This window comes from Shewanella psychrophila (assembly GCF_002005305.1).
Classification (GTDB): Bacteria; Pseudomonadota; Gammaproteobacteria; order Enterobacterales; family Shewanellaceae; genus Shewanella; species Shewanella psychrophila.
In genome coordinates, this window is the sequence record NZ_CP014782.1 from 730,373 (window position 1) to 756,880 (window position 26,508).

The 26,508-nt window shown below is 44.7% G+C and carries 20 protein-coding genes; 12 read left to right on the forward strand and 8 right to left on the reverse strand.

Going from position 1 to position 26,508, the window contains the following annotated elements; genetic code table 11:
- Window positions 1-45 precede the first annotated feature (45 nt).
- From sps_RS03340 to sps_RS03350, 3 genes are all read right to left on the reverse strand, one after another.
- Window positions 46-777, reverse strand: a complete 732-nt coding sequence (locus sps_RS03340) for a hypothetical protein (RefSeq protein ID WP_077751230.1) — start codon at window positions 775-777, stop codon at window positions 46-48.
- 506 nt (window positions 778-1,283) lie between these two features.
- Window positions 1,284-2,411, reverse strand: coding sequence for an ISAs1 family transposase (locus sps_RS03345; protein WP_077751231.1), 1,128 nt, complete (start codon window positions 2,409-2,411; stop codon window positions 1,284-1,286).
- Between the two features lie 355 nt (window positions 2,412-2,766).
- Complete coding sequence (locus sps_RS03350) at window positions 2,767-3,477, reverse strand: SDR family NAD(P)-dependent oxidoreductase (RefSeq protein ID WP_077751232.1); 711 nt, start codon at window positions 3,475-3,477, stop codon at window positions 2,767-2,769.
- Between the two features lie 276 nt (window positions 3,478-3,753).
- Here sps_RS03350 and sps_RS03355 point away from each other — a divergent pair, with 276 nt between their 5' ends.
- The 4 genes from sps_RS03355 (at window position 3,754) to sps_RS03370 (ending at window position 7,301) form a co-directional block, all read left to right on the forward strand.
- A complete protein-coding gene (locus tag sps_RS03355; RefSeq protein ID WP_077751233.1) occupies window positions 3,754-4,071 on the forward strand; it encodes a heavy metal-binding domain-containing protein in 318 nt (105 codons plus the stop codon).
- A gap of 354 nt (window positions 4,072-4,425) precedes the next feature.
- Window positions 4,426-4,914, forward strand: a complete 489-nt coding sequence (locus sps_RS03360; RefSeq protein WP_077751234.1) for a hypothetical protein — start codon at window positions 4,426-4,428, stop codon at window positions 4,912-4,914.
- Between the two features lie 360 nt (window positions 4,915-5,274).
- Window positions 5,275-5,937, forward strand: a complete 663-nt coding sequence (locus sps_RS03365; protein ID WP_077751235.1) for a potassium channel family protein — start codon at window positions 5,275-5,277, stop codon at window positions 5,935-5,937.
- Window positions 5,934-7,301 carry a TrkH family potassium uptake protein gene (locus sps_RS03370; RefSeq protein ID WP_077751236.1) on the forward strand — a complete coding sequence of 456 codons (1,368 nt, stop codon included), beginning with the start codon at window positions 5,934-5,936 and terminating at the stop codon, window positions 7,299-7,301. Before sps_RS03365 ends, sps_RS03370 begins: the two co-directional genes overlap by 4 nt.
- A gap of 145 nt (window positions 7,302-7,446) precedes the next feature.
- On the opposite strand, the gene sps_RS03375 is transcribed toward sps_RS03370, so the two are convergent.
- From sps_RS03375 to sps_RS03390, 4 genes are all read right to left on the reverse strand, one after another.
- The gene (locus sps_RS03375) at window positions 7,447-8,700 is read right to left on the reverse strand and encodes a D-amino acid dehydrogenase (protein ID WP_077751237.1); all 1,254 of its coding nucleotides are present in this window, start codon (window positions 8,698-8,700) and stop codon (window positions 7,447-7,449) included.
- A gap of 97 nt (window positions 8,701-8,797) precedes the next feature.
- On the reverse strand, window positions 8,798-9,925 hold the full coding sequence (gene gcvT, locus sps_RS03380) for a glycine cleavage system aminomethyltransferase GcvT (protein ID WP_077751238.1): 1,128 nt from the start codon (window positions 9,923-9,925) through the stop codon (window positions 8,798-8,800).
- Between the two features lie 82 nt (window positions 9,926-10,007).
- Window positions 10,008-11,396 carry an alanine/glycine:cation symporter family protein gene (locus sps_RS03385; RefSeq protein WP_077751239.1) on the reverse strand — a complete coding sequence of 463 codons (1,389 nt, stop codon included), beginning with the start codon at window positions 11,394-11,396 and terminating at the stop codon, window positions 10,008-10,010.
- Between the two features lie 519 nt (window positions 11,397-11,915).
- Window positions 11,916-12,545 carry a helix-turn-helix domain-containing protein gene (locus sps_RS03390; RefSeq protein ID WP_077751240.1) on the reverse strand — a complete coding sequence of 210 codons (630 nt, stop codon included), beginning with the start codon at window positions 12,543-12,545 and terminating at the stop codon, window positions 11,916-11,918.
- A gap of 299 nt (window positions 12,546-12,844) precedes the next feature.
- Here sps_RS03390 and sps_RS03395 point away from each other — a divergent pair, with 299 nt between their 5' ends.
- From sps_RS03395 to sps_RS03420, 6 genes are all read left to right on the forward strand, one after another.
- The gene (locus sps_RS03395; RefSeq protein WP_077751241.1) at window positions 12,845-14,212 is read left to right on the forward strand and encodes an L-serine ammonia-lyase; all 1,368 of its coding nucleotides are present in this window, start codon (window positions 12,845-12,847) and stop codon (window positions 14,210-14,212) included.
- A gap of 16 nt (window positions 14,213-14,228) precedes the next feature.
- Window positions 14,229-15,524, forward strand: a complete 1,296-nt coding sequence (gene glyA, locus sps_RS03400) for a serine hydroxymethyltransferase (RefSeq protein WP_077751242.1) — start codon at window positions 14,229-14,231, stop codon at window positions 15,522-15,524.
- Window positions 15,525-15,628: 104 nt separating this feature from the next.
- The gene (gcvH, locus tag sps_RS03405) at window positions 15,629-16,015 is read left to right on the forward strand and encodes a glycine cleavage system protein GcvH (protein ID WP_218919625.1); all 387 of its coding nucleotides are present in this window, start codon (window positions 15,629-15,631) and stop codon (window positions 16,013-16,015) included.
- 15 nt (window positions 16,016-16,030) lie between these two features.
- The gene (gene gcvP, locus sps_RS03410; RefSeq protein ID WP_077751243.1) at window positions 16,031-18,913 is read left to right on the forward strand and encodes an aminomethyl-transferring glycine dehydrogenase; all 2,883 of its coding nucleotides are present in this window, start codon (window positions 16,031-16,033) and stop codon (window positions 18,911-18,913) included.
- 123 nt (window positions 18,914-19,036) lie between these two features.
- Entirely contained in the window at window positions 19,037-20,110 is a 1,074-nt protein-coding gene (locus sps_RS03415; RefSeq protein ID WP_077751244.1) for a porin, read from the forward strand.
- An 876-nt stretch (window positions 20,111-20,986) separates the two neighbouring features.
- On the forward strand, window positions 20,987-22,042 hold the full coding sequence (locus tag sps_RS03420) for a GlxA family transcriptional regulator (protein ID WP_077751245.1): 1,056 nt from the start codon (window positions 20,987-20,989) through the stop codon (window positions 22,040-22,042).
- An 80-nt stretch (window positions 22,043-22,122) separates the two neighbouring features.
- On the opposite strand, the gene nhaC is transcribed toward sps_RS03420, so the two are convergent.
- On the reverse strand, window positions 22,123-23,601 hold the full coding sequence (gene nhaC / locus sps_RS03425; RefSeq protein ID WP_077751246.1) for a Na+/H+ antiporter NhaC: 1,479 nt from the start codon (window positions 23,599-23,601) through the stop codon (window positions 22,123-22,125).
- 324 nt (window positions 23,602-23,925) lie between these two features.
- On the opposite strand from nhaC, the gene glyA (sps_RS03430) reads away from it, so the two are divergent.
- The gene (gene glyA, locus sps_RS03430) at window positions 23,926-25,191 is read left to right on the forward strand and encodes a serine hydroxymethyltransferase (protein ID WP_077751247.1); all 1,266 of its coding nucleotides are present in this window, start codon (window positions 23,926-23,928) and stop codon (window positions 25,189-25,191) included.
- A 57-nt stretch (window positions 25,192-25,248) separates the two neighbouring features.
- A complete protein-coding gene (locus sps_RS03435) occupies window positions 25,249-26,502 on the forward strand; it encodes a sarcosine oxidase subunit beta family protein (RefSeq protein ID WP_077751248.1) in 1,254 nt (417 codons plus the stop codon).
- Window positions 26,503-26,508 lie beyond the last annotated feature (6 nt).

Here is a 26,508-nt window from a genome sequence, read left to right on the forward strand (position 1 = left end):
TTAGCTCAAACCCTTGGAGTAGCTGCATCTATAGCGAGGATTTGATCAACAACGCCAAAAATAAGGGTTAACTATCACTTCTTTAATATCTACAATTTCACCATTTGAGCCGCCAGTTCTCATCGTAAATGTGACCCTATCACCAAAAGACAGCGGTTCGCTTGTTACTCTATGGACCTCTTTCTCATTGTTTTTAACACTTGGCCAAGAGTAATAGCACGTTTGCTGCTCACAAGACATTTGGTAATTGCCATTAACTTCCACTCTAACAAAAAAATCGGAGAGCGAACTGTAAGTATCGCTAAATGACATGGAGATGGTATTGTTTTCTAATTGCGCTTTGACCTTAGAAAAATGAGGGTTAACTATCACTTCTTTTCTATCTACTATTTTACCATTTTTGCCGCCAGTTCTCATCGTAAATGTAACTTTATCACCGAAGGATAGGGGGATATAGGTTTTTCTGTGGACTTCTTTTACATTGTTATTAACACTTGCTCCGGAGTAAAAACATCTTTGCTGTTCACAAGACATTTGATAATTATCATTGACTTCCACTCTAACAAAAAATCCAGGTGATGAACTATAATCATTGCTAAATGACATGGATATACTGCTATTATCCAGTTCGGCATGTACTTCAGAAAACTTTAATATTTCGCTCGAATTTTCATTGGTATAATTAGTACTCATGGCTTGAAAGGAGCTAGTGCTGAGCACTGCTATTAAGTACAAATGAAATTTTGTCTTTGACAATAATTGCATCAGTTTATTCATTGTTAATATTCCTGTGTATATTAAATGATTAGATTAGTTGTTTAATCAAACATTCATGATTGATTTTTATTTTATGGAAATTACGAAGTGAAACGTGGATTGTTTCTATATTTAATTCCCATATTAACTAATAAGGGATTGTCGATTGATCCCATTGCATTTTTTAACATCTATCAAGTGATGCGTCACTATTTTGAATGTATCCACAACGTAGCAGTATTAATTAAGGTGTGTTGTTTTTATTATTCTGACAATTAATTTATTTTAATCGTTAGAAGGTAAGTTTGGTAAACTAAATAAAGTAATATATGGAATGTATTCAGAATTCATACTAAGTCTCGATGGAAGTTTAAGTTATATTAAAGTTGAAGGCTATTATTCCCCATGTCATCATCTAGGGTGACAATACATAGACAGGTAAAATTTAGGAGTATTATCGTGGATGGTTAGAGTCAGAAATACTCAAGCGGACAGAGGTATTTTTCGCAGGGCGACCGCATGAGTGTTTATTTTTTAGTCGAGCTACATAATCCAGCGAGTAAAACTTTCTCTAGATGTTGAGGATTCATTAAGCAGCGCTTTTGTTTACCAACGATGCTGAGTTTGGTCGGTTCTTTTCTAAGCATGTTGAGAGCCATATGCCTCAAGTAAGCTAGATTTTCAGCGCCGTTATTTTTGTATATCTGGCATGTATCTTCGTTCATGTTGACATCCAAGACCCAGTGCATTGACTCGATACCCCAATGTTCACGAGTAGCACTTAAGGCTTGCTCTGCTGATAACTCTTTCGAACTAATATAGTAACGATATTCAAGGCTTATCGCCTTACCTTTAACCGCCCTAAAACTTTCAACCATAACAATGCATTTGAGTGCTTCCCAGCGTGAGAAATCACCTTCGAGTTCAGCCGAATTTAAAACATAGCACGTTCGATTTTCAATACGACCATGGCCTGTTTCTATATTGAAATCATCATTACTTAAGCCTGCTGAACGATGCTGACTAAAAGCTTGATTTACCGCTTTAGCTAAGTGGCCTTGATTGCTTTTTACAGCCAGTAGGTAATCACCACCTTTGTCGATGATCGCTTTAGCAATAGCCGTTTGACAGCCCATAGCATCGATTGTCACTAGCGCTCCGCGTAGATCTAGCATTTTTAAAAGCTCTGGGATTGCCGTAATTTCATTACTTTTTTGGTCTGATTTTAATTGACCAAGTACCAGCTTATTTGCTGAAGCATAAGCACTTATCATATGAATAGTGCTGTTTCGGTCATCACGATTATATGAGCCGCGTAGCGTTTTTCCATCAATCGCAATGACTTCCCCATTAGTTAGCTGGTGAACCGATTGCATCCATGCTAGAAAACACTCGTTAAAACTATCAGGATTAATCACAGAAATTGTTCTAGCAATTGTATCGTCAGTAGGGATCCCGCCTGTAAACATTTTTTGCGTTTTGAACCAATGGTGGTGACCAAGAATGTATTCTCGGATATCGAACCAACCATTCGAACCTGCAATAACAGCGCAAAGAGAACCGAACAATATATCGAACAATGGATAGGTGATTTTTGCACTTTGGCGGTGGTCGTCAATCGCGCCAAAATGCTCTTTGAATGATTCAATATACATAATGAGACTCCTTAAAAAGGAGTATAAGATCACAAGCACTTGATCAGGTCAATATTTTGCTGAAACGGCTCAAATAACGTTCACGATCTGACCCTGGTATTTTTCGCTATTGATGTTGTAAAATATGCTGTTATAAGTAGCGTCGGCACTTAGTATTACAGGTCGATGATGACTTGGTTCGAAGTTGAACTGGTTTTGATCTGGTGCCTCAATGGAAATGGCTTTTTAAAGGGGGGGAGCTTTAACCATGACTTTGTTAAAGGCCCACCGCTTGAATCCTATCAAAAAATATCATCAAAAAACGAATAAAAGAGTATCGGGTTAGAAATAGCAATGGGTGTCTCAGTTATAGTTTCTATTTTTCTAAATCAATAACTTTGCAGCGTATAGGAAGAGTTGCCATGGTGGCACCTGAGGACAAACTACGGACGAAATCGATGGCTTTAGTTAGATCTAGTGGTTCAATTTTTTGCTCATTAGCGATACGGCCATCATTGGTCATATCAGTATCCACTACACTTGGACATAAGCAGCAAACCTGAATATCAAAAGGAAGAAGTTCCTGATACAGTGATTGACTGTAGCTAACGATAGCCGCTTTTGTGGCTGAGTAAGCTGCAATCTTTGCAACTGGTTCTATGCCAGAGGTAGAGCCCAGATTATAGACTTCGCCGTGACCTTGTAGCTTCATCTTTTCGACCACCAAATTACATGTCGTAATTGTCGATACTAGGTTTACGTTCATCAACTCAGAAAGCTGATCGAGTGTGAGATTAGTGTGTCCAGCCATCAGAATACCTGCACTATTAACCAATACATCAATCGTGTCGTGGCGTGCAATAATTGATTTAATCGCTGATTCAACCTCAATGGGCTTGTTAAAGTCTACGGCAATGGTTTCTATTTTGCTTGCTGAGGATAGTGATTCTAGCTCTAATTTTGTTCGGTTAAGGTTTTCCTGATTTCGGGAAACTAAAATAAGCGAGTAACCTTGCTGAGAAAAGTAGTGAGAGATAGCTTTTCCAATACCACGACTGGCTCCAGTGATTAACGCAAGTTTTGACATGAGTGATGACCTTTACCATTAGTTTTTGGCAATATACATTTTTTTAAGGACTTCCGCAAAAGTTGAAATATTGTTATAAATATCAAGGGTGCCGTTCAACATAAACGTTAGTTTTAGCAGTTTTCTGGATTAAGGGCTCTAATACTGGGTATTATTGTCGGTGTTATACGTGATTATATCTGGAAGAGGGGGCAAAAAATATATAACGAAAGTCAATGGTATCAATAGCTAATTATACGCGCCTTTATAGTGGGGCTTTATTTTCAAGGAAGTTAAATGATTTACTCAACAACTGAAACCATTCCAGGTAAAGAAATTACTGAAATAGTCGGTGTAGTTACGGGTAATGTCGTTCAATCGAAACATATTGGACGTGACATTATGGCTGGGTTAAAAAGTATCGTGGGCGGTGAGATCCGTGGATATACAGAAATGCTGACAGATGCCAGAGATGTGGCAATTCAACGCTTAGCTGAAAGTGCTCGTGAAAAAGGAGCTGATGCTGTAATTGGTATTCGCTTTACTACGAGTTCAATCATGGATGGCTCGTCTGAAATCATGGTATTTGGAACAGCGGTCAAATTAGGTACATAATTTTTATAAAAACCTTCAAGATGACCTCAGCGGGGGGGTCATGATCCTGCTGTATCTTCTGCTTTGTAATGTTTTACGTTATAGCCAGCCTTATAGTTTACTCATTTTGGAAGTATCCTAATGGAATAACCTGTAATCATCTAGTGATGAATACATACATTATTACGGATATCATATTGTTTAAACAATTCACTAATAATTTTTTTGGGGAATGCTGTATAAAATGCCTGCAACACTTCTTGCAAAAAATAATCAACAAGAGGATAGTCAAAGTAAGTTGGATGTGTATTTGTTATACAATAATGAAAATAGATTATCGGATCATATTGCAGGCTATCTCATGGAGGAGAAGAAATGAAACTTTTTATTAGGCAAAGTTTTACTCAGGCAGATTCAGGACAAGAGTCTTTAGTTCAAAGTGTTATCGATGAAATTAGACGTGAATATGCTTGTGCCGATTTCTTAACTGGTACTCATGCTTTAAACAAAAATTCTTTTATAGAGTATTTTGAACATCAAATGAAGCAAGAGTTTACTGCAAAATCCTTTCGACAATATAGACTAGGTCTCATTGAGCAATGTGATGCTTTGATTTTTATTCGTACTTCTATGAGTGAGAGCGGGGCGTATGAACTAGCCTATAACCTACATTCACAAAAGCCGAAGCCTGTTTTTTATGCTCATTGGGTTAATGCACCAATAAAAACCACCTTGCTCAGAGAGTTAGATGATGAATATCCTTTAGTTTATAATGCGTTTAATTCGTCAGACGATATCCTAGCGGGGTTAAGTGTATTCTTTAAACGATATGATTTATTAGAAGTGGAGAGTGCACTTGCTTAGTCGATAGCAAATGTTTTACATATATCGACACTGAATTCTGGTTCATTTATTTATATCTGATCTTTAACTCCCTGCTGACTGAACTGTGTTTATTCAAAGGTGGTCAAGGTTAGGTGATGTGTGAGCAAGTCGCTAAGTCTCTTCCCCCTTTTCCCCTCGTCTCGACATTCTTCATTTCAAAATCATAACCATCACAGAATAAACCGCTGACGTTAGAGTAACTTCTTGGATATTTGCTAGTTTGTTTGGCTAGACAAATGGAAATATAGGGAGCAATATCCTTGTCGATAATTAAGTTATAGGCTTATTAGTTTAAATTAATGTACGCCATTTTTCGGCAATAACGTTCAGAGAAAACACATGACTCATGAAAATAAATATATTGTTATCATCGGCTTAGGTAGGTTTGGTATGGCGCTTTGTCATGAGTTGAGTCAAGAGGGGGCACAGGTACTCGCTATAGACATCGATGAAAAAAATGTACGCAAGGCGGCCGAATTTGCGACTGAGGCCATAGTTGCAGATTGCTCAGATGAAGAAACCATATCTGAGTTGAAACTCGATGATTACGATCTCGCCATGGTAGCGATAGGTGAGGATGTCAACGCCAGTATATTAACCACTCTCGTATTAAAAGAGGCTGGAGTGAAAACGGTTTGGGTAAAAGCCAAAGATAAGTTCCATGCGAAGATTCTGGACAAGATAGGGGCGGATAAAGTCATTCAGCCTGAGCGCGATATGGGAGTCAGAATTGCCCATCACATGCTAGATCAGCATATTTTTGAGTTCATCGATTTAGGCTGCGATATTGCTTTAGCTGAGGTCGCTGTCTCTGATAAGTATTTAGGCAGTAAACTTATGGAGCATCCTTGCGCTAAGCGTAGTGATATTAATTTATTGGCATTGAAAAGAGGCGTAGAAGTCGATAAATACCCGTCACCCGAGGCCACTTTTGATAAAAATGACATGTTGATTGTGACGGGGCAGAAAGATAAATTAATAGAAGTGTTAAGACGACTATGAAGTTTATTGCTCACAGGAATACTTTCTTTCCAATCAAGGCTGAAAAATCCGGTGTAAAATGGTCTGAACCTAAGATCATCTTGTGCAGTTTTTTTGTTATTTTATTTCCTTCCGCGATATTGCTGACCCTGCCGGTATTCTCTGTTACTGGTTTAAGCTTTACCGATGCATTGTTTACGGCGACGTCGGCGATCAGTGTGACTGGATTAGGTGTGGTCGATACTGGCACACACTTCAGAGCGAGCGGTAAAATATTATTGATGTTCTTGATGCAGATAGGTGGCTTAGGTCAGATGACTCTCTCTGCTGTATTGCTTTATATGTTTGGTCAGCGTCTAAGTTTGCGCCAACAAGCATTAACCAAGGAGGCGCTTGGCCAGGATAAGTCTATTAATATAAGGCGATTAGTGAAGCACATCGTCGTCTTTTCCCTGATTGCCGAATTGTTAGGTTTTATCTTTCTGGCCATACGTTGGGTGCCGGAAATGGGCTGGCAGACAGGCATGTTTACCGCTCTTTTTCATGCGGTATCGGCATTCAATAATGCCGGTTTTTCACTATTTTCAGATAGCTTGAGTTCCTACGCCACTGATCCCTTGATCACTTTCACTATAGCTAGTCTGATCATCTTTGGAGGTTTGGGTTTTACAGTTATCTCAGATCTCAGGCGCAATGGTGCAAGTGGTTTTCGCCATTTTCAGTTGCATACTAAGATAATGCTGCTTGCCACACCATGTTTGATCTTGTTCGGTACCTTGATGTTCTGGCTACTGGAGCATAATAATCCGAATACATTAGGGCAATACAATCTGGGGCAACAATGGTTGGTGGCCTTCTTTCAGTCCGTCACAGCGCGAACCGCAGGTTTTAACAGCGTCGATATCGCACTGTTCAGCCAGGGGGCCTTTTTTATCATGATCATTCTGATGTTGATTGGCGCAGGTTCTACATCTACTGGGGGAGGGATAAAGGTGTCCACATTTGTGGTTGTGGCTGTGGCTACCTGGTCTTTCCTAAGACAGCGTCCTCATGTATCCATTTTTAAACGTACCGTGCCATCGAAAACGGTGACTAAATGTTTGGCCATCATAGTGGTCAGCGGCATCATATTGTCACTGGCCATGTTCAGTCTTATGCTCACTGAAAATGCACCTTTCGAACAGATCATGTTCGAGACTATTTCGGCATTTGCCACCGTGGGGTTGACAGCGGGCTTAACGGGCAATTTATCGGAACCTGGTAAATACATCATGATAGTGGTGATGGTCATAGGTCGTATTGGCCCATTGACACTGGCCTACATGCTGGCAAGACCCAATCCCACCTTGCTAAAATATCCGGAAGATAACGTATTTGCTGGCTGATATTTGATAGTGATAAGAATTATTATCACTAGGTACAAAAAAACGGACACGTGCCTACTCGTGTCCGTTTGATTGTGTGTACTGTGTTTAAGCTCTATCTATTCAATTCTTCCATTAAAAGAAACAAAACAGAATCTTAAGTTCCTCAAGAATAGCGGAAGATGTCTAAGCCTTGGGGGTCGATATCGGGCGCGATACCACTCACCTGATCGGCTAGCAATTTTCCCGAACCACAAGCCATGGTCCAGCCCAAAGTGCCGTGTCCGGTATTGGTAAACAGGTTAGTGATGGGAGTCTTACCTATGATCGGTGTGCCATCTGGAGTCATGGGTCTAAGCCCTGTCCAGAATTCGGCCTTGTCTATATCCCCGCCTCCAGGGAACAGATCATTGACTACCATGGCAATGGTTGCCTTGCGTTGATCACTTAAGTCGAGATTATAGCCCGAGAGTTCAGCGGTTCCTGCCACGCGAATGCGCTGCTTAAAACGTGTGATGGCGACCTTATAGGTCTCATCCATCACAGTGGAAACCGGAGCGAGCGCTTCATCTGTTATGGGCAAGGTTAGCGAGTAGCCTTTAACCGGGTAGACTGGCGCTGACAGGCCTAATGGGGCGAGTAGGGCGGCGGAGTAGCTGCCTAAGGCGACCACATAGGCATCGGCTTTTAGCTCGCCGATACTGGTGGATACCGAGCTTATCTTACCATCAGTGCGATTGAGCCCTGAGATCTCGACGCCGAATTTAAAGCTGACACCAGCCTGTTTCGCCAAGGCGACCAGTTGCTGGCAGAACAGGTAGCAGTCTCCGGTTTCATCGTCGGGTAGGCGTAATCCGCCGACGAGCTTCTCTTTGACTTGTGCTAATGCGGGCTCTGCTTCAATACAGGCTTGAACATCAAGTTTCTGGTAGCGAGTACCACTTTCTTGCAGTAGCTTGATATCTTTAGCGACGGCATCTATTTGGGCGTGACTGCGAAAAACCTGTAAGGTACCTTGCTGGCGACCTTCATAGTCTATGGCATGGCTTTGTCGTAACTCAATTAAACAGTCCCGGCTGTAATTGGCCACACGTAACATACGTGATTTATTGATTTGATAGCTGGCTTGATTGCAGTTGGCCAACATCTTACTTGCCCATAGATAGAGAGCTGGTGACATGCCGGGCTTAATTTTTAAGGGGGCGTGTTTCTGAATGAGCCACTTTAATGCCTTAGTGGGAATTCCGGGAGCGGCCCAAGGAGAGGAGTAACCGTAGGAAATCTGGCCTGCATTGGCGAAGCTGGTTTCTTCTCCGCTGCTGAGCTGGCGTTCGATAACAGTGACCTCATGTCCGGCTTGCGCCAGATACCAGGCCGATGTTAGGCCTATGACGCCACCACCGAGTACAATAACCTGCATAAGATTCCTTCATTATATGGCTAAATTAACAGAACTCGACTCACATTCGTGGGTCGAGTGTACAGGGTTTATCCATGACGCAGTATCATGAATATCTCTAGCCTCGATAATATCTCTGCTCAACGAATGGCATTTTGGCAATTTTCATCGGCATCTTCTTACCGCGAACCTCTGCAAAGACTAAGGTATCTAAACTGGCGAACTCCTTGGCGACGTAACCCATGGCGATGGGAGAGCCAAAGCTTGGCCCTGCGGTACCACTGGTGATAATGCCTATTTCCTCGTTTTGTTCATTGTATAAAGCTGCACCTTCACGTACCGGAGCCTTGCCAAGGCCAATCATACCGACGCGCTTACGGCTCACCGCTTTGGTGGCTATCTGATCCAATATTAATTCAGCCCCTGGGAAACCGCCCGGACGAACGCCGTCTGCCCGGCGTGCCTTGCTGATGGCCCAGAGCAGGCTAGCTTCTACTGGTGTGGTTGTGGTATCGATATCGTGTCCATAGAGACATAGACCTGATTCGAGCCTCAAAGAATCACGTGCGCCAAGCCCAATCCACTCGACTTCAGCTTCACTGAGCAGTAGACGTGTCAGCCTGTCGGCATGTTCTGCCGGTATTGATATTTCGAAGCCGTCTTCGCCAGTATAGCCTGCTCGGCCAATGATGCAGTCTACGCCATCGAACTTGAGTACTCTGGAACCCATGAAGACCATGTCGGCAGAGTAGGGGATGTGGCGCGCCAGCACCTTAGCTGCGAGTGGTCCCTGAAGTGCGAGTAGTGCTCGGTCTTCAAGGATCTCTATTTCTACATCTTCAGGCAAGTGATGACGCAGATGTGCGATGTCCTGGTTTTTACACGCAGCATTGACCACAAGGAACAGATGATCACCAAAATTACTCACCATGAGATCGTCCTGAAGGCCACCATTATCATTGGTGAACAGGGCATATCTCTGTTTGCCTTGGGGAAGATCCAATATATCCACTGGTACTAGAGCCTCAAGTGCCTTGGCGGCATTGGGGCCATGTAAGCGTAACTGACCCATATGGGAAACATCGAATAGGCCGGCAGAGGCGCGGGTGTGCAGATGCTCCTTCTTGACTCCCAAGGGGTATTGAACTGGCATTTCGTAGCCTGCAAAAGGCACCATTCTGGCACCCGCTTCTACATGTAGCTCGTAACATGGGGTTTTTAATAACCTTGGTACTTCTTGTGTCATGTTTGACTCCAAAGAAGCCCCGAGAACGGGGCTTATCTTATATTAAGTGATGAAATAAAATTTGCTGGGTAACTAACTAAGTTTAACTTGGCTCTTTTACGCTGTTTTCATCTTCATCAATAGGACTCTTAGCTTGGAAGTACTCTTTACTCAACTTGAACACCACTGGGCTAAGGAGTACTAAGGCGATGAGGTTTGGAATGGCCATCATGGCGTTGAGGGTATCGGCTAATAACCAGATGAATTCTAATGATCCTGCGGCGCCAACGGGTACGACTATGATCCATAACACACGAAATGGCATCACAGCCTTAGGACCGAGCAGGTATTGCACACATTTTTCGCTGTATACACTCCAACCTAAGATGGTAGTGAAAGCGAAGACAGACAGGGCGATGGCGACAATAAAGTTACCGTAGGGGATGGCGCTAGAAAAGGCGGCAGAAGTGAGCGCCGCGCCTGTTTGGCCACTGGTCCATTCGCCGGACACGACGATAGCGAGGCCCGTAATCGTACACACGACTAAGGTATCGATAAAAGTACCTAGCATGGCAACCAGACCCTGAGCGACAGGATCTTTTGTCTGCGCCGCCGCATGGGCTATGGGGGCACTACCTAAACCAGCTTCGTTAGAGAATACGCCACGAGCCACACCAAATCGTATTGCTGCCCATACCGCTGCACCGGCGAACCCACCTTCGGCCGCCGTGCCTGTAAATGCACTGGTATAGATCAGAGCTAAGGCTGCTGGTAGTTCAGATGCATTGATGGCAAGAACGATGATACCTGCGACTATGTAGAAGGTAGCCATAAGGGGAACCAGCTTACCTGCGACATCTGCGATACGTTTTATCCCTCCCATGAGCACTAGACCGACCAACACCATCATGACGAGGCCAGTGATCCATGGATCAATACCGAAGTTGACATCGAGGGCGCTAGCCACGGAGTTTGCTTGTACCGTGTTACCTATGCCGAAGCCTGCGATGGCGCCAAATAAGGCGAATGCGGTACCTAGCCAGGCCCACTTACTGGAGAGGCCGTTCTTGATGTAATACATGGGGCCGCCGCTGAAGTTGCCATTTTCGTCAACTTCACGGTACTTAACCGCCAGCACGGCTTCTGCAAACTTAGTTGCCATACCAACCAGTGCGGTACACCACATCCAGAATAGAGCTCCGGGACCGCCGAGGAAAATGGCCGTTGCAACACCGGCGATATTACCTGTGCCTATGGTGGCTGACAGTGATGTCATTAGGGCGTTGAACGGACTGATCTCTCCCTTGATGTTTTTGTCTTTGTTGGGGATCCGTCCACTCCACAAGAGTTTAAATCCGCTGCCGAGCTTCAGGATCGGCATCATCTTGAGGCCGACTGTTAGGAATAAGCCCACGCCGAGAATAACGGCCAACATGGGTACTCCCCAGACAATTCCATTGATATAAGATAGTGCACTTGTAATAGTTTCCACGATAACCTCTTAATCTTCTTATAATTTTTTAGTAAGCATCCACACTGCTTCTATTTGGTTTTTTTATTACTGTGTCAATCATCGGAAACGTTAGCAATTTGTTAGCGTGAATTTCCAATAGGAAAAAAATTAGACAATTTAGAGAAAATATTCAAGGTTTAATTTTTGTTAATTTAGCAAAGTGGCATGCATACTCATTCTAACTTACTGAGTAATAAGCGATAAGTTGATCAAATTTTTTTTATGTTTCTTAAGTTTAATTTAAGGTAGTTTTGAAATTGTTTTCCATTAAAGTGATTGTTTATTCCTAAAGGGATAGGAAAATGAGCAATAGACGGCATTGGGGATAGATAGAAACTGGTCCATGGGGTGTTAATTGTATTTTTAGGGAACGAATGCTGGCTGATGGGATGTGTGTCGTTGAGGTTTTGTGTGTCAGGCTGCGTAAGCCTTACCACCTGGCCCGTGCCGGATCCTTGGCAAGGGGGGCGTTAAGTTATATATCTAGATGCACATGGACTAAGCTGAGGTGATCCACAGAATGTGCGCATCTTTTTCACTGAGAGATATGACAGCATGGCCCATGGTGGCATCATAGTAAGCTGAGTCACCCACATTTAAGGTGGCTGGTTCATAAAATTCTGTGAGTAACTGTACCTGTCCCTCTAACACATAGAGAAACTCTTCGCCTTCGTGGCGCACCCAATCCTTGTATTCGTCGAATGAACGAGAGTGGACACAGGTCCTGTAGGGCAACATCTTCTTGTTACTCAGTTGAGTCGAGAGTAGTTCATGCTCATAGGTCGGAGTGAGTTGTTGTTTTCCCTCTCCCGCCTTAGTGATATCTCTGCGCCCGGTTGCCAACAGAGTCTTAGGCTTAGTGAACAGCTGAGGCAGATCTATTTCTAACCCTGCTGCTAACTTCTGCATCACCATAAAAGTGGGCGATATCTGCTCATTTTCAATTTTAGACAGGGTGGACTTGGCTAATCCTGTGAGTTTACTGGCTTCTTCAAGAGTGAGCTTATTCTTGGTTCTGATGGCCTTGAGTTGCTCACCTATGTTTACGGAATCTACTTTACTCTCGCCACCTTCGCTTCTTGTTAGGGCGATAGAGGGATAAACATCGGTCACACCGTTCTCAATCATGGGATAAATCGACTTATATTTACTTGAATTGACTCATTGTTGCATATTCCCGGCACTTCATGAACCGAGATGAGGGATATTCACGTTTATCAGCGCTGGCCCCTTCCTATAAATCGTTCACTTATCCCGCATTACCTAGTGTTACAGGGTATTTATCCAGCTAAAGCAGGACTGCATAATTATTCATTGCTGACAAAATGTTTCCAATAGGAAACTTTTTTGTTGTTAATGAAAAATAAGCCTGATATGTTGTAAATGTGATCGGGATCAAGACAAACATCATCAGGAGACCCTTATTTATGGCTCACAGTATTTTCGATTTATTTAAGGTTGGCATAGGACCATCGAGTTCCCACACGGTAGGCCCTATGGTCGCGGCGAATCGTTTTGCGAAAGAACTGGTGACTCAAGATTTGTTGCAAGAGGTAGTTAAAGTGCGAGTCGAGTTATTTGGCTCTCTGGCACTGACTGGAAAAGGCCACGCCACAGATAACGCCTGTGTATTGGGACTGATGGCTGAATCGCCCGAGTGTCTCGATGCAGATAATATTCCCGGTCTGTTGGCTCTGGTAAAAGATACTGGCGAGCTGCCTCTGTCGGGTAAACGTTGGATCTATTTTTCATCGGAAGAAGATCTCATCTTTCATTATCACACCTCGCTGCCAGAACATCCCAACGCCATGACCATAAAAGCTCTGGATGAAGAGGGGGCAATCGTGCTGAGTCGAACTTACTTCTCTGTTGGTGGCGGTGCTGTAGTTGGGGAACATGATCCACAACAGGCGATAAGTTCGAGCTTAGCTTATCCCTATGCCAGTGCCCGTGAATTGCTAGCACATTGCAGTCAAACCGGGCTCTCAATCGCCGAAATAATTTTGGCTAATGAAGCTGCCCTAGGCGAGAAAGAGGCAGAAATTAAACTACTCTCGTTGTGGCGGGTGATGTCAGGCTGTATTGAGCGTGGCTTAGCACAAAAAGGTGTCTTACCCGGTAGCATCAAACTTAAACGCCGTGCCCGTGCCTTGCATCAAAGGCTGCAGGCTCTCGATGTCGAAGGGAGTATTCAGCAAGGCGGTATCGATACCTTAGACTGGGTCAACCTTTATGCCATGGCGGTGAATGAAGAAAATGCTGCCGGAGGCCGAGTGGTTACCGCGCCCACCAATGGCGCCGCGGGGGTGATCCCCGCCGTACTCGCCTGGTTTATCAAGTTTAAGTCAGATAAAGATGAAGATATCGTGACCTTCCTGTTAACTGCTGGTGCTGTGGGCTTGTTATTTAAACAAAATGCCTCTATCTCGGCAGCCGAAGTGGGCTGTCAGGGAGAGATAGGCGTGGCGTGTTCTATGGCTGCTGCCGGGTTAACGGCGGCGTTGGGCGGGAGCCCTGAGCAGGTAGAAAATGCAGCCGAAATAGGCATGGAGCATAATCTGGGGCTGACCTGCGACCCCATAGACGGCCTGGTACAGGTTCCCTGTATCGAGCGCAATACTATGGGGGCGGTAAAAGCCATTAATGCCAGCCGACTCGCTTTATTGAGCGACGGCACTCATTACGTACATCTCGATGACGTCATCAAGACCATGCATCAAACGGGTCTGGATATGATGTCCAAATACAAAGAAACCTCCCAAGGTGGCCTGGCCATCAATGTCATCGCTTGCTAATTAAAGGAATATAATAATGAAAAGCCAGTACACCTCACACCAACTCGCGCATTTTTTCGGCGCAGGTCTTGCCGCTACTGATGGGGACATTCAAGGCGCTATTGAGCTTGAATCTCAACGACAAGAGCAGCAGATTGAGTTGATAGCCTCGGAAAACATAGTGTCTAAGGCGGTCATGGAAGCCCAAGGCACGTCGTTAACGAATAAGTATGCCGAAGGGTATCCGGGACGCCGTTATTATGGCGGCTGTGAGTATGTTGATATTGTCGAGCAACTGGCCATAGACAGAGCTAAAGCGCTGTTTGGTGCCGAGTTTGTCAACGTGCAGCCTCATTCTGGTGCTCAGGCAAACGGCGCGGTTTTCCAGGCGCTGTTGCAGCCCGGCGATACGATATTAGGCATGTCTCTGGATGCTGGTGGTCACCTGACCCATGGCGCACGCCCAGCGCAATCTGGTAAGTGGTTTAATGCCATTCAATATGGGGTAAAGCAGGGAGATTGTCTGGTGGATTTCGAGCAAGTCGAAGCCCTGGCCAGAGAGCATAAGCCAGCGATGATAATCGCCGGCGGTTCAGCCATTCCTCGCGAGTTAGATTTCGCCCGTTTCAGAGCCATAGCCGATGAAGTGGGGGCTTATCTTATGGTGGATATGGCCCATATCGCAGGTTTAGTGGCCACTGGGCATCATCAGAATCCCATTCCCCATGCACATATCGTGACCACTACGACCCACAAGACATTAAGGGGCCCTCGCGGCGGCTTGATCCTCACCAATAACCAAGATATTGCTAAGAAAATTAACTCGGCAGTGTTCCCCGGTCTGCAAGGCGGCCCCTTGATGCACGTTATTGCAGGCAAGGCCGTGGCACTGGGTGAGGCGTTAGAGCCAGAATTTAAGACTTATATCGGTCAGGTGCTGGAGAATGCAAAAGCCATGGCGCAGACCCTGAAATCCAGAGGCTGCGATATCGTTACCGAAGGCACAGACACACATCTTATGTTAGTGGATCTCAGACCTAAGGGGCTCAAGGGCAACCGGGCTGAGGAGAGCCTCGAACGTGCAGGCATCACCTGTAATAAGAATGGTATTCCTTTCGATACAGAGAAGCCCATGGTCACATCGGGTATTCGATTGGGCACACCAGCGGGCACTACTCGGGGTTTTTCCCGTGAAGACTTTATTCAGATAGGCCACTGGATTGGCGATGTGCTGGACGGCTTAGCGTTAAACCCTGATGACAATAGTGACGTGGAGCAAAAAGTACTGGCACAGGTGCAGGGGCTTTGCGGTAAATACCCCTTGTATCGATAGCCCTAACGTAGCGTTAACTCAGGCGAATAGAGTCTGGGTTAACAAGAGTCAAATAATATCGTTACTCGTTGAATAAAAAAGAATTCAAGCCAGGAATAAGAATAATGAACGCAATCGAAAATAACTATAAATTTGCCACTACCCATGAGTGGGTGAAAGACAATGGTGATGGCACTGTCTTAGTTGGGATCTCACAACGTGCTCAAGAGCTGTTAGGCGATGTGGTCTTTGTTGAGCTGCCTGAAGAGGGCGATATCACTACAGCCGGTGAAAACTTCTCTTTGATTGAATCGGTTAAAGCCGCATCGGATGTGTATGCGCCTGTATCGGGTGAAGTGCTAGCCGTCAATGAAGCGTTAGATGACAGCCCTGAGACGGTGAATGAATCCCCCTTCGATGAGGGCTGGATAGCTAAGATAAAGCTATCAGATCCTGCAGATTTGGATAACCTCATGAGCTACGAGCGTTATCTCGCTAGCCTCGAAGATTAAACAGGGGCAAACAAGATGGCTAGAGATGACTTGAAAACCGTGAGTTTACTCACTCAACTTACAAGCAGTAATGAGTTTATCACCCGCCATAATGGCCCGGGTGAAAAAGAGCAGGCTGTGATGCTGGAAGCTATCGGTGCCGAGTCGATAGCGGCACTTATTAAGCAGACCGTTCCTGAGAATATTCGTCTTCCGGGGCAGATGGCGTTAGCAGGCCCAATGAGTGAAGCCGACATGTTAGCCTCACTCAAGGTCATTGCCGGTAAGAACATCATCAATCGCAGTTACATAGGTCAAGGTTACTACGATACCCATGTACCCAATGTCATTTTGCGCAATGTGATGGAAAACCCAGGTTGGTATACGGCGTATACCCCATATCAGCCCGAAATAGCCCAAGGTCGACTGGAAGCCTTACTCAATTATCAACAGATGATCATGGATCTTACTGGCATGGAGCTGGCCAATGCTTCTTTACTCGATGAAGCGACGGCGGCGGCGGAAGCCATGTCTTTGTGTAAACGCGCTGGAAAGAGCAAGAGTAACCTGTTTTTCGTGGCCGATGATGTGCATCCACAGACATTGGATGTGATTAAGACCCGTGCCGAGTACTTTGGCTTCGATATTAGTGTGGCTCCGGCAGCAGAGGTCGCAGAGCTTGATGTCTTTGGCGCCTTGTTGCAATACCCAGGCTCTACGGGTCAAGTACAAGATCTGCAAACGCTTATCTCTCAGGTACAGAGTAAAAAAGCCTTAGTGGCTGTGGCGAGCGATCTGCTAGCCCTCACTGTGCTCAAGTCTCCTGGCGAGATGGGCGCGGATCTGGTGATCGGTAGTGCCCAGCGTTTTGGTGTTCCTATGGGATTCGGCGGTCCACATGCCGCCTTTATGGCGACGAAAGAGAAGTACAAGCGTACAATACCAGGCAGAGTGATCGGTGTGTCTATCGACAGCAAGGGCAAACCTGCGCTTCGCATGGCAATGCAGACTCGTGAACAACATATCCGCCGCGAAAAAGCCACCTCAAATATCTGTACAGCACAGGCACTGCTGGCCAACATGGCTTCTTTCTATGCCGTGTACCATGGTCCAGGGGGACTGAAAAAAATAGGCCGCCGGGTACATCATCTGACTGCGATATTAGCCGCAGGACTCGAGGCATCGGGTATTGAACTGGCTTATAAACATTTCTTCGATACCGTGACGCTAAAGACGGGGGATAAGACGCAAGCTATTTATGAGCGCGCCCTTGAGGCGGGATTGAACCTGCGTCTGCTACCGGGTGCCTTGGGGATAAGTCTCGATGAAACCACTAAGTCAGACGATGTCGAAGCCCTGTTGCTGGCGATAACCGGCGAGACCCAGAGTATAGCGGACTTAGATGCCCGCATTTCTGCCAACGAATTTGCCGCTATTCCGGCAAATTGCATCCGTGAGTCTGCGTATCTGACCCATGAGGTGTTCAATCGCTATCACAGCGAGACTCAGATGCTGAGGTATCTCAAGACATTAGAGAATAAAGATTTTTCTTTAACACACGGCATGATCCCACTGGGGTCTTGTACCATGAAGCTCAACGCCACGGCGCAGATGATCCCGGTCACTTGGCCTGAACTGGGTAAGTTACATCCCTTCGTGCCTCAAAATCAAAGTCTGGGTTATCAGGAGATCGCCGAATCATTCAGTGAGATGCTCAAAATCGTTACTGGTTACGATGCCTTCTCTTTGCAACCTAATTCAGGGGCTCAGGGGGAATATGCGGGTCTTATCGCTATTCAGCGATATCATGCTAGCCGCGGCGATAGTCACAGAAACATCTGCCTTATTCCAAGCTCTGCCCATGGTACCAATCCGGCGAGTGCGGCCATGGTGTCTATGAAGGTGGTGATCGTCGATTGTGATGATAAGGGCAACGTGGATATTGATGATCTGGCAGCTAAGATAGCGTTACATGAAGCGCGACTGTCTTGTATCATGATCACTTATCCTTCGACCCATGGGGTCTATGAGTCTGGTATTCGTGAGATCTGCGAGCGGGTGCATCAGGCTGGCGGTCAGGTGTATCTCGACGGCGCTAACATGAATGCTCAGGTAGGCCTGACATCACCTGGCTTTATCGGCTCGGATGTATCCCATCTGAATCTGCATAAAACTTTTTGTATCCCCCATGGCGGCGGTGGTCCAGGAATGGGGCCGATTGGCGTTAAATCTCATCTGGCGTCTTTCCTACCTGGCCATGGTATCCATAATACTCAGGGAGCCGTGTCGGCAACGCCTTTGGGTAGTGCCTCGATTCTACCTATCTCCTGGGCTTATATCGCCTTGATGGGCGCATCGGGTCTGACCAAGGCAACTGAGCTTGCCATCCTCAATGCTAACTATCTGATGGAAAAGCTGCGGCCTCATTACCCTGTTCTGTATTTGGGAGATGAGGGACGGGTGGCTCATGAGTGCATCATAGATCTTCGTCCTCTTAAGGAGAGCTCTGGGATCAGCGAAGAAGATGTGGCAAAGCGTTTAATGGATTTTGGTTTCCATGCGCCGACCATGTCATTCCCCGTGGCTGGCACTTTGATGATAGAGCCAACCGAGAGCGAATCATTGGGTGAACTGGATAAATTTGTCCATGCCATGGTGAGTATTCGGAGTGAAATTGCCAAAGTGGAAAGCGGTGAGTGGAGCCTGAGTGATAATCCTCTGGTGAATGCTCCGCATACCATGGGCGATCTCAGTGGGGCTGAGTGGACCCATCCATATTCGCGGCAGCAGGCTTGCTTTGCAGGGCTCGATGCTCACAAGAATAAGTTCTGGCCCAGTACCAATCGTATCGATAACGTCTATGGCGATCGCAACTTGATCTGTAGTTGCCCGAGCATAGACAGTTATCGGGATGACTAATATTCAACCTTTTTAACACTCTCTGTGGGGCTGTTTCATACAGCCTCAAAGGGAGCGCTTTGCCGTCGTAATGTCAAGTTGAGTCGTCTGCCATTGCATTTATCTCGTACTAAGGAAAGAGAAATGAGAAATATAAAATCAAAAACAGTATTACTTCCTTTGATTATTGCCTTGCCTACCTTTGGGCTTCAGGCTAATGATGAAGATGTGAGTAGAGAAGCGTTGCAGACAGAGCTTAATCAGATCCGTTTACGGTTAGCCACCTTAGAGGAGCAGGAGAAGGCCGATGCTAATGCCAGCGGACAGACTGAAAGCATGTCCAATAGCATCAACTTCTATGGTTCTTTACGGCCAACGTTCGGGGTCACGATGTCGGGCTCAGATGATACCTGGGATGTGGGTGATGCCTTGTCTCGGATAGGGATCGCGGCGGAGCAGGAACTTGGCCATGGCTTAACGGGGTTTGCCAGAGGCGAGTTCAAGGTCAATATAGAAGGTAATGGTGATTTTGGTGAGGCACGTAAAGCCTATGTGGGAATAAAGGGTGGCTTTGGCCGCGTGGCTATCGGTAAGCAGTCGTCGACGCAATATCGTTTCATTGCCGAGCCCGTGGATATCTTCAACCGCGCCGCGACACCACTGGCCTATGACAGTGCCAGTCCGTTTCGGGTGAATAACTTAGTGACCTATCGTAAAGACCTAGGCGACTTTAGCTTCTCGGTAGATTCTCAGTTTGATGGCGACAAGGATGCCAACGCCAGTGACTTTTTCAACACGGGTTTGGCTTATAATAGTGACTTGCTTCGCGCTGCCGTAGCTTATTACAGTAAAGAGTTGGATGACGGTAAAGAGGAGACGGCTTATGGTGTTTCTTTGTTTAAGAGTCTAGGCGACTTGTATCTGGCTGCCGCTTATCAAGACAGAGATGTGGATAATGTCAGTGGTTCAACACTGGATTTGGTTGGCGCCTATGCCATCACAGAGATCTATAAGCTCAAGTTAGGGGCATCAAACTTTGATGACGGTATCGATGATATAAGCTCAGGTAACTACAAAGCCTATAACACCACGTTAGAGTGGCAAGGAACTGCGGATTTCCGCTTGTTCCTGGAATATCAAAAGACAGATTTCGAACACAGAGACGCCGATGATTCCATCATGGTGGGTATGCGTTACGATTTTGACTATAAGTTCTGATAAGCGCTTAGGGATGAAAACTTAAGATAAGTCATCAGGCTTATTTGTAAAAACGGAACTTGTTGCCATTAAGCTCAAGTTCCGTTTTTCATTCTCTGATCTGAAACGGGTTTAACGTCTACTAGAAGCACTGATAATTCGTGTTAAATAGGGTTTATCTCAATCAAGGTATTATTCATCACCCTTTAATCGAATTGACTTCATTTTTGTGATAAAACAAACCTCTCGCTTAACGAATTAACTTATAACACTAATCATCTGCCCTTAACTGTGCTGAAGACAAGCTAGTTTACTCACAATGGGTCGTTATTATTAAGACTGGCAATGTGCATGTTTAACTGAGGGGGGAGATGATTTCTTAGTTGTAGTCATCTATTTCAAGGCCATCTTTTAGTAAAATATAATAGTCAACTTCTTGTTTTTTACATCCTGATAACTGACTGAACACGACTCCCCATAAAATAATGTCCAATTATTATTTTACTGATATTGACTAATTAACCTGATGCTTTTTATAGTAATAATTCTCCATGTAAGCGCCGAATGTTTTTGTAGTCAATATTTGAGAAAATATGGCATCAATTAATAGGACAACCTATGTTAAATCTGATAAACAGTTGAGCGATAAAGAACTTCATTTTATTACGATCGTACGGACAATGAGGTACTATTTACTCGTCGACAGGCTAGGTCATATGAGGGAGCTTGACTAAGCTCCTAAAGACTGGCCGCCAGCCAGGGGATTTTATGACTCTGAACATCCCCTGTGAATAACTGACGATATAGTAAAGCAATTAGACTTGATTCGAACACTGGAAACTGGCGTCGCCTATCCGATTATTCATATAAATTGATCAATGTTCTGGATTTGATAAAATGGTAAAAGAAGTAGATAAACGAGAATTTAGTCGTGTTATGCGTGATGCAAATAGTGCATTTATCGCGTTAGATGAGGAAAAATGCAAGACAATAAGAGTAGGATTTGTGCTACTTGAGCATTTTTCCATGATGGCCTTTACGGCCGCCATGGATACATTAGTCACGACAAACCTAGTACGTTCAGCTCCCTTATTTACCATGTCTACCTTTGGATTGTACTCTTCATCTGTTAAAAGTGACCTTAATTTAAATATATCGACAGATTTTACCATTGAAGATCTGATTATTGATGATTATGTATCAATGGATGCGATCATTATTTGTGGTGGTTATCGCAGTTCGCTCAATGAATCAGTACATCTTTCCGCAAAACTGAAGTTATTGGATAAGAAAAATATTGTTTTAGGCGGTTTATGGAATGGAGCCGTAGCACTTGCTCATACTGGGCTGCTAAATCATAAAGCCTGCTCCGTACATATAGATAACCATGCCTTTATTAAAGAGCATTTTCCTTATATCTATCTATCTGAATATGTTTTCAAAATAGATGGTAACTATATGACTTGCGCAGACCCAAATAGTGCCTTGGAGATGATGTGCGTATTTATTGAATCTTGTTTTGGCGGTGATACCGTGCGGGCTATTCGCGAAATATTAATGTGTAACCAAGTCGAAAATAATAACGAAGCCACATTAATGAAAGCCGCCGATGATCCGGCTTTTCCCGATACATTGCGCAATATATTACAATTAATTAAATCTAACATTGAGGAGCCTTTACAGCCCCATGAAATCAGTTCCTATGTGGGATTATCACGACGATACATAGAGCGCTTGTTTCAAACTCATCTAGCAACAACACCATCACGGTATTATCTTGAATTACGGATCACACATGCTCGTCGGTTATTATTACAAAGCAACGATTTGATAGGAAATATAGCGGTAGCCAGCGGTTTTCATAGTACGACCCATTTCAATCACTGTTTTAAAGCCTATTTTGGTTTATCACCGAGTCAAATTCGTAAAAAGTACCGCTGTGAACCCTTTTAAGCTATTTATCGCTAACAATAACAAGCCTCCATTATCAAGTGGAGACTTGTACGTATGCTAATCGTTGATTTGTGGTTGTATTAATTAGGCTGAATGGGCTCAACTCCCAGTGTCGGTGTATTTTCGGCTTCTGTCTGTTTTTGTTCAGCATTGGTTAATTTAGGAGAGAAGCGTCCGGTTGCCGCATAAAAAAGTCCAATTAAGGGGGATATCCAACAGGCAAACGCCAAAGGGATATAGAGTAAATTTTCTATATTGCCGTCAGCAATACCTAAACCTAATGCGGTAATGACGACGGCTCCTCCTGCGTTCCAGGGAATAAGTGGTGAGATTAAGGTTCCACCTTCTTCAACTGCCCGTGAAAGGTTAAGCTTAGAGTAACCTTGCTTTATGTATGCAGGTGCAAACATTCGACCCGGTAGGCTAATCGATAGGTAGGGATCTCCAGCCACTAAGTTAGTGACGACGGCGGTTCCCATTGCCGCTGCCTGCAGTCCAAAAAAGGAACGGGTTTTGTTTAATATCACTTCAATAATGCTTTCTAAGCAATGTGTACTCTCTAACGCGCCGCCAAAGCCCAGTGAAATCATGACCAGAGTGATCACCCAGGCCATTGACTGAATGCCACCACGGTTAAGCAAGGAATCTAGCTCTGTTACACCGGTATGAATACTGAATCCATTCTGCATAAATTGAAAAATTTCATGTAAAGAGAAACCTTGAACAACCACCGCAAGTACAGCACCGGCAACCACACCAGCAAACAAGGAGGGTAATGAAGGCATGCGTTTTAAAGAGAGAAATAACACAATGGCTGGAGGCAGTAATAGCCATGGAGAGAGACTAAAGCTAGTTTCGAGTCCTGTAGTGATAGTATTAATCGTTGAAAAATCAACTGATTTTGAATCAATTACATAGAAACCAACAAATAAATAGATACATAATGAAATGAGCATCGAGGGGAGAGTTGTTGGAACCATATTCTTGATATGATCAAACAGATTTACGCCAGTCACTGCGGGCGCTAAATTGGTTGTATCCGATAATGGTGACATTTTATCACCAAAAAACGCCCCAGACACCACGGCCCCAGCAGTCCAATATATGGGGATATCAAACCCTGCCCCTATGCCGACTAATGCCAGACCTATCGTGCTCACCGTTCCCCAAGACGTTCCTAATGATACTGAAACAATCGCGCACAATAGCATGCCTGACGCGAGGAACAATTCAGGGCTTAGAAGCTTAAGGCCATAATATATCAATACTGGTACTGTGCCACTGGCTATCCATATCGCCACTATCATGCCAACAGTAATTAAGATGGCGATAGAGGGTAATGCGATCCGTAAGGCATTGAACACACCAGCTTCAATATCGTGCCATTTATACCCTCTGAACCGCGCAAGTATAGCGGTTATTCCGATTCCTATAGCCAAAGGAATGTGAGGGGTAAAGTCGTTAAATACAAATAATTGGATAGCGAGTAAAAGGAGTGTGAGCGCAATGGGGAGTAAGGCCATCGTAAAACTTGGTTTTATACCCTTATTATGATTCATGTACATGCTTCCTTACATTGAAGTGTTCAAATTCATTGTTCCGCTACCATCAAATTCATAATGAAAAATAAATGGCTTTTGTGTCAGTAAAACAAAAAATCCCAAACACTTATTAGTAAATTGTTGGTTTTTTATTTCTTGTTGTGTGAGCTGGAACCTAACATAACTGAATCAATGATGAATGGTGGAGCGAACCATTTGTCGTCAATCGACAATAAGTGGCCGCTTAAAAGCAATAAGGAGTTTTTAATTACGAGTATTGTCTCATCTATGTCATGGAAGTCATCGCTGTTGATGACGAGTACAAGTACAAAGGTGAATTTAATGTTTGATTATCGTAATAAGATTAAAGAGTTCGATGCTGTGGTTGATAAAGCCATTCAAAAAGAAAAAGTACGCCAAGAAGCGCACATCGAACTAATTGCTTCTGAAAACTATGCCAGTCCAATGGTGATGGAAGCACAAGGAACATCACTGACAAATAAATATGCCGAAGGTTACCCTGGACGTCGTTATTATGGTGGATGTGAGCATGTTGATGAAATAGAAGCATTGGCCATCGAGCGGGCGAAAGAACTCTTTGGCGCTGATTACGCCAACGTGCAACCGCATTCAGGTTCTCAGGCTAATGCGGCAGTATTTATGGCATTAGTTGAACCCGGAGATACAGTATTAGGCATGAGTTTGGCTCATGGTGGGCACTTAACCCATGGTTCCCATGTGAGCTTTTCTGGAAAATCTTACAATGCGGTTCAGTACGGTATCAATGACGCTGGCGAAATTGATTACGATGAAGTGACTGCTTTGGCTCACCAACATCAGCCCAAAATGATCATTGCCGGATTTTCAGCTTACTCTCAAATCATCGACTGGGCTCGCTTTCGTCAAATAGCCGATGAAGTCGGAGCCTATCTTTTTGTCGATATGGCCCATGTTGCAGGCCTTGTTGCTGCTGTTCAGTATCCAAATCCACTGCCTCATGCTCATGTCGTTACATCAACAACTCATAAAACTCTACGTGGGCCTCGTGGTGGTTTAATTTTGAGCCTAAATCATCCTGAGTTAGAGAAGAAGCTCAATTCAGCCGTCTTTCCTGGTGTTCAGGGAGGGCCTTTAATGCATGTTATTGCGGCTAAGGCTGTGGCATTTAAAGAAGCGCTACTTCCTGAATTTGCATGCTATCAAGCGCAGGTTGTTCGTAATGCCGATGTGATGGCTCGCACATTGATTGAACGTGGCTATGATGTGGTTTCCGGTGGTACCCGTAATCATTTATTCCTTCTGAGCCTCATTAAGCAGGGCCTCACAGGCAAAGAGGCTGATGCAGCCCTGGGCCAGGCTTCAATCACGGTAAATAAAAATGCTGTGCCTAATGATCCCCAATCCCCCTTTGTTACTTCAGGACTTCGTATTGGTTCACCTGCAATCACAACTCGAGGTTTTAAAGAAGAAGAGTGTCGTCAGCTGTCTACTTGGATAGCGGATATATTGGATGCTCTGCAAACTGAAGATGCCAGTACTGTGATCGCAGAGGTGAAGAATAAAGTAAGCCTGCTTTGTGGTGACTATCCGGTCTACCGTGGTCAGTGATGCTATCGCTATCTCATATTTAACGGCTATATAGCCAAAGATTGAAAGGGCTTTGGAATGGAAAAGTATTCTGGTTTTGGGCTAGTAACACATGCTCTAAGTCATCATGAAAACTGGCAACGGGTTTGGCGTAATCCCCAGCCAAAGAAAAAGTATGATGTGGTGATTGTTGGTGGTGGTGGTCATGGCCTTGCGACGGCTTATTATTTGGCAAGTGTTCACGGTATTACCAATATTGCACTGCTTGAAAAAGGATATTTGGGGGGCGGTAACACTGCACGAAATACAACGATTGTTCGCTCTAATTATCTTTGGGATGAATCAGCGCACTTGTATGAACATGCGATGAAATTATGGGAAGGATTATCGCAAGATTTGAATTATAACGTGATGTTCTCCCAGCGAGGGGTCTTGAATTTAGGCCACACTTTGCAAGACATGCGAGATATTGAGCGCCGGGTTAATGCCAATCGATTAAATGGTATTGATGGGGAAGTATTAGACACCCATCAGGTACAGGAAATTGTGCCTATGATGAACTGTGGTACCGATACTCGTTACCCGATATTGGGCGCCTCTTGGCAGCCTAGAGCTGGTGTTGCTCGTCATGATGCCGTTGCATGGGGCTATGCACGTGCAGCCGATGCCTTGGGCGTGGATTTAATTCAGCAATGTGAAGTGATTGATATCATCACCGAGGATGGCGCAGCCGTGGGGGTGAACACTAAGCAGCACGGTGTGATCAAAGCTGACCGAGTGGGGTGTGTGGTTGCTGGTAATTCCAGTGTATTAGCTAAAATGGCGGGCTTTGAGCTGCCTATTGAGTCGCATCCACTCCAAGCGTTGGTGTCGGAGCCGATTAAGCCTATTTTAGACACTGTGGTGATGTCTAACCAAGTGCATGGCTATATTTCTCAATCAGATAAAGGCGACTTGGTTATCGGTGCCGGTATTGATGGCTATAACGGTTATGGTCAGCGCGGGGCTTATCACACCATAGAGCATACTGTTCAGGCTATTTTGGAGCTATTCCCAATATTTAGCCGTGTCAGAATGAACCGTCAATGGGGAGGAATTGTTGATACCTGCCCGGATGCTTGCCCCATCATTTCGGCTACCCCGGTTGAAAATCTATTCTTTAATTGCGGCTGGGGCACGGGCGGGTTTAAAGCCACGCCAGGTTCTGGTCATGTTTTTGCCGATCTGTTAGCGAAAGGGAAAGCCAATACGTTAGCCGAGCCATTTTCTTTGTCCCGTTTTCACAATGGGTCTTTGATTGATGAACATGGTGCTGCCGGCGTCGCTCACTAAAGGAGG

Excerpts from the sequence above, each read along its gene's own strand:
- sps_RS03340 (WP_077751230.1), bottom strand. The coding sequence starts at position 777 with ATGAATAAACTGATGCAATTATTGTCAAAGACAAAATTTCATTTGTAC.
- sps_RS03345 (WP_077751231.1), bottom strand. The coding sequence starts at position 2,411 with ATGTATATTGAATCATTCAAAGAGCATTTTGGCGCGATTGACGACCAC.
- sps_RS03350 (WP_077751232.1), bottom strand. The coding sequence starts at position 3,477 with ATGTCAAAACTTGCGTTAATCACTGGAGCCAGTCGTGGTATTGGAAAA.
- sps_RS03355 (WP_077751233.1), top strand. The coding sequence starts at position 3,754 with ATGATTTACTCAACAACTGAAACCATTCCAGGTAAAGAAATTACTGAA.
- sps_RS03360 (WP_077751234.1), top strand. The coding sequence starts at position 4,426 with ATGAAACTTTTTATTAGGCAAAGTTTTACTCAGGCAGATTCAGGACAA.
- sps_RS03365 (WP_077751235.1), top strand. The coding sequence starts at position 5,275 with ATGACTCATGAAAATAAATATATTGTTATCATCGGCTTAGGTAGGTTT.
- sps_RS03370 (WP_077751236.1), top strand. The coding sequence starts at position 5,934 with ATGAAGTTTATTGCTCACAGGAATACTTTCTTTCCAATCAAGGCTGAA.
- sps_RS03375 (WP_077751237.1), bottom strand. The coding sequence starts at position 8,700 with ATGCAGGTTATTGTACTCGGTGGTGGCGTCATAGGCCTAACATCGGCC.
- gcvT (WP_077751238.1), bottom strand. The coding sequence starts at position 9,925 with ATGACACAAGAAGTACCAAGGTTATTAAAAACCCCATGTTACGAGCTA.
- sps_RS03390 (WP_077751240.1), bottom strand. The coding sequence starts at position 12,545 with ATGATTGAGAACGGTGTGACCGATGTTTATCCCTCTATCGCCCTAACA.
- sps_RS03395 (WP_077751241.1), top strand. The coding sequence starts at position 12,845 with ATGGCTCACAGTATTTTCGATTTATTTAAGGTTGGCATAGGACCATCG.
- glyA (WP_077751242.1), top strand. The coding sequence starts at position 14,229 with ATGAAAAGCCAGTACACCTCACACCAACTCGCGCATTTTTTCGGCGCA.
- gcvH (WP_218919625.1), top strand. The coding sequence starts at position 15,629 with ATGAACGCAATCGAAAATAACTATAAATTTGCCACTACCCATGAGTGG.
- gcvP (WP_077751243.1), top strand. The coding sequence starts at position 16,031 with ATGGCTAGAGATGACTTGAAAACCGTGAGTTTACTCACTCAACTTACA.
- sps_RS03415 (WP_077751244.1), top strand. The coding sequence starts at position 19,037 with ATGAGAAATATAAAATCAAAAACAGTATTACTTCCTTTGATTATTGCC.
- sps_RS03420 (WP_077751245.1), top strand. The coding sequence starts at position 20,987 with ATGGTAAAAGAAGTAGATAAACGAGAATTTAGTCGTGTTATGCGTGAT.
- nhaC (WP_077751246.1), bottom strand. The coding sequence starts at position 23,601 with ATGAATCATAATAAGGGTATAAAACCAAGTTTTACGATGGCCTTACTC.
- glyA (WP_077751247.1), top strand. The coding sequence starts at position 23,926 with ATGTTTGATTATCGTAATAAGATTAAAGAGTTCGATGCTGTGGTTGAT.
- sps_RS03435 (WP_077751248.1), top strand. The coding sequence starts at position 25,249 with ATGGAAAAGTATTCTGGTTTTGGGCTAGTAACACATGCTCTAAGTCAT.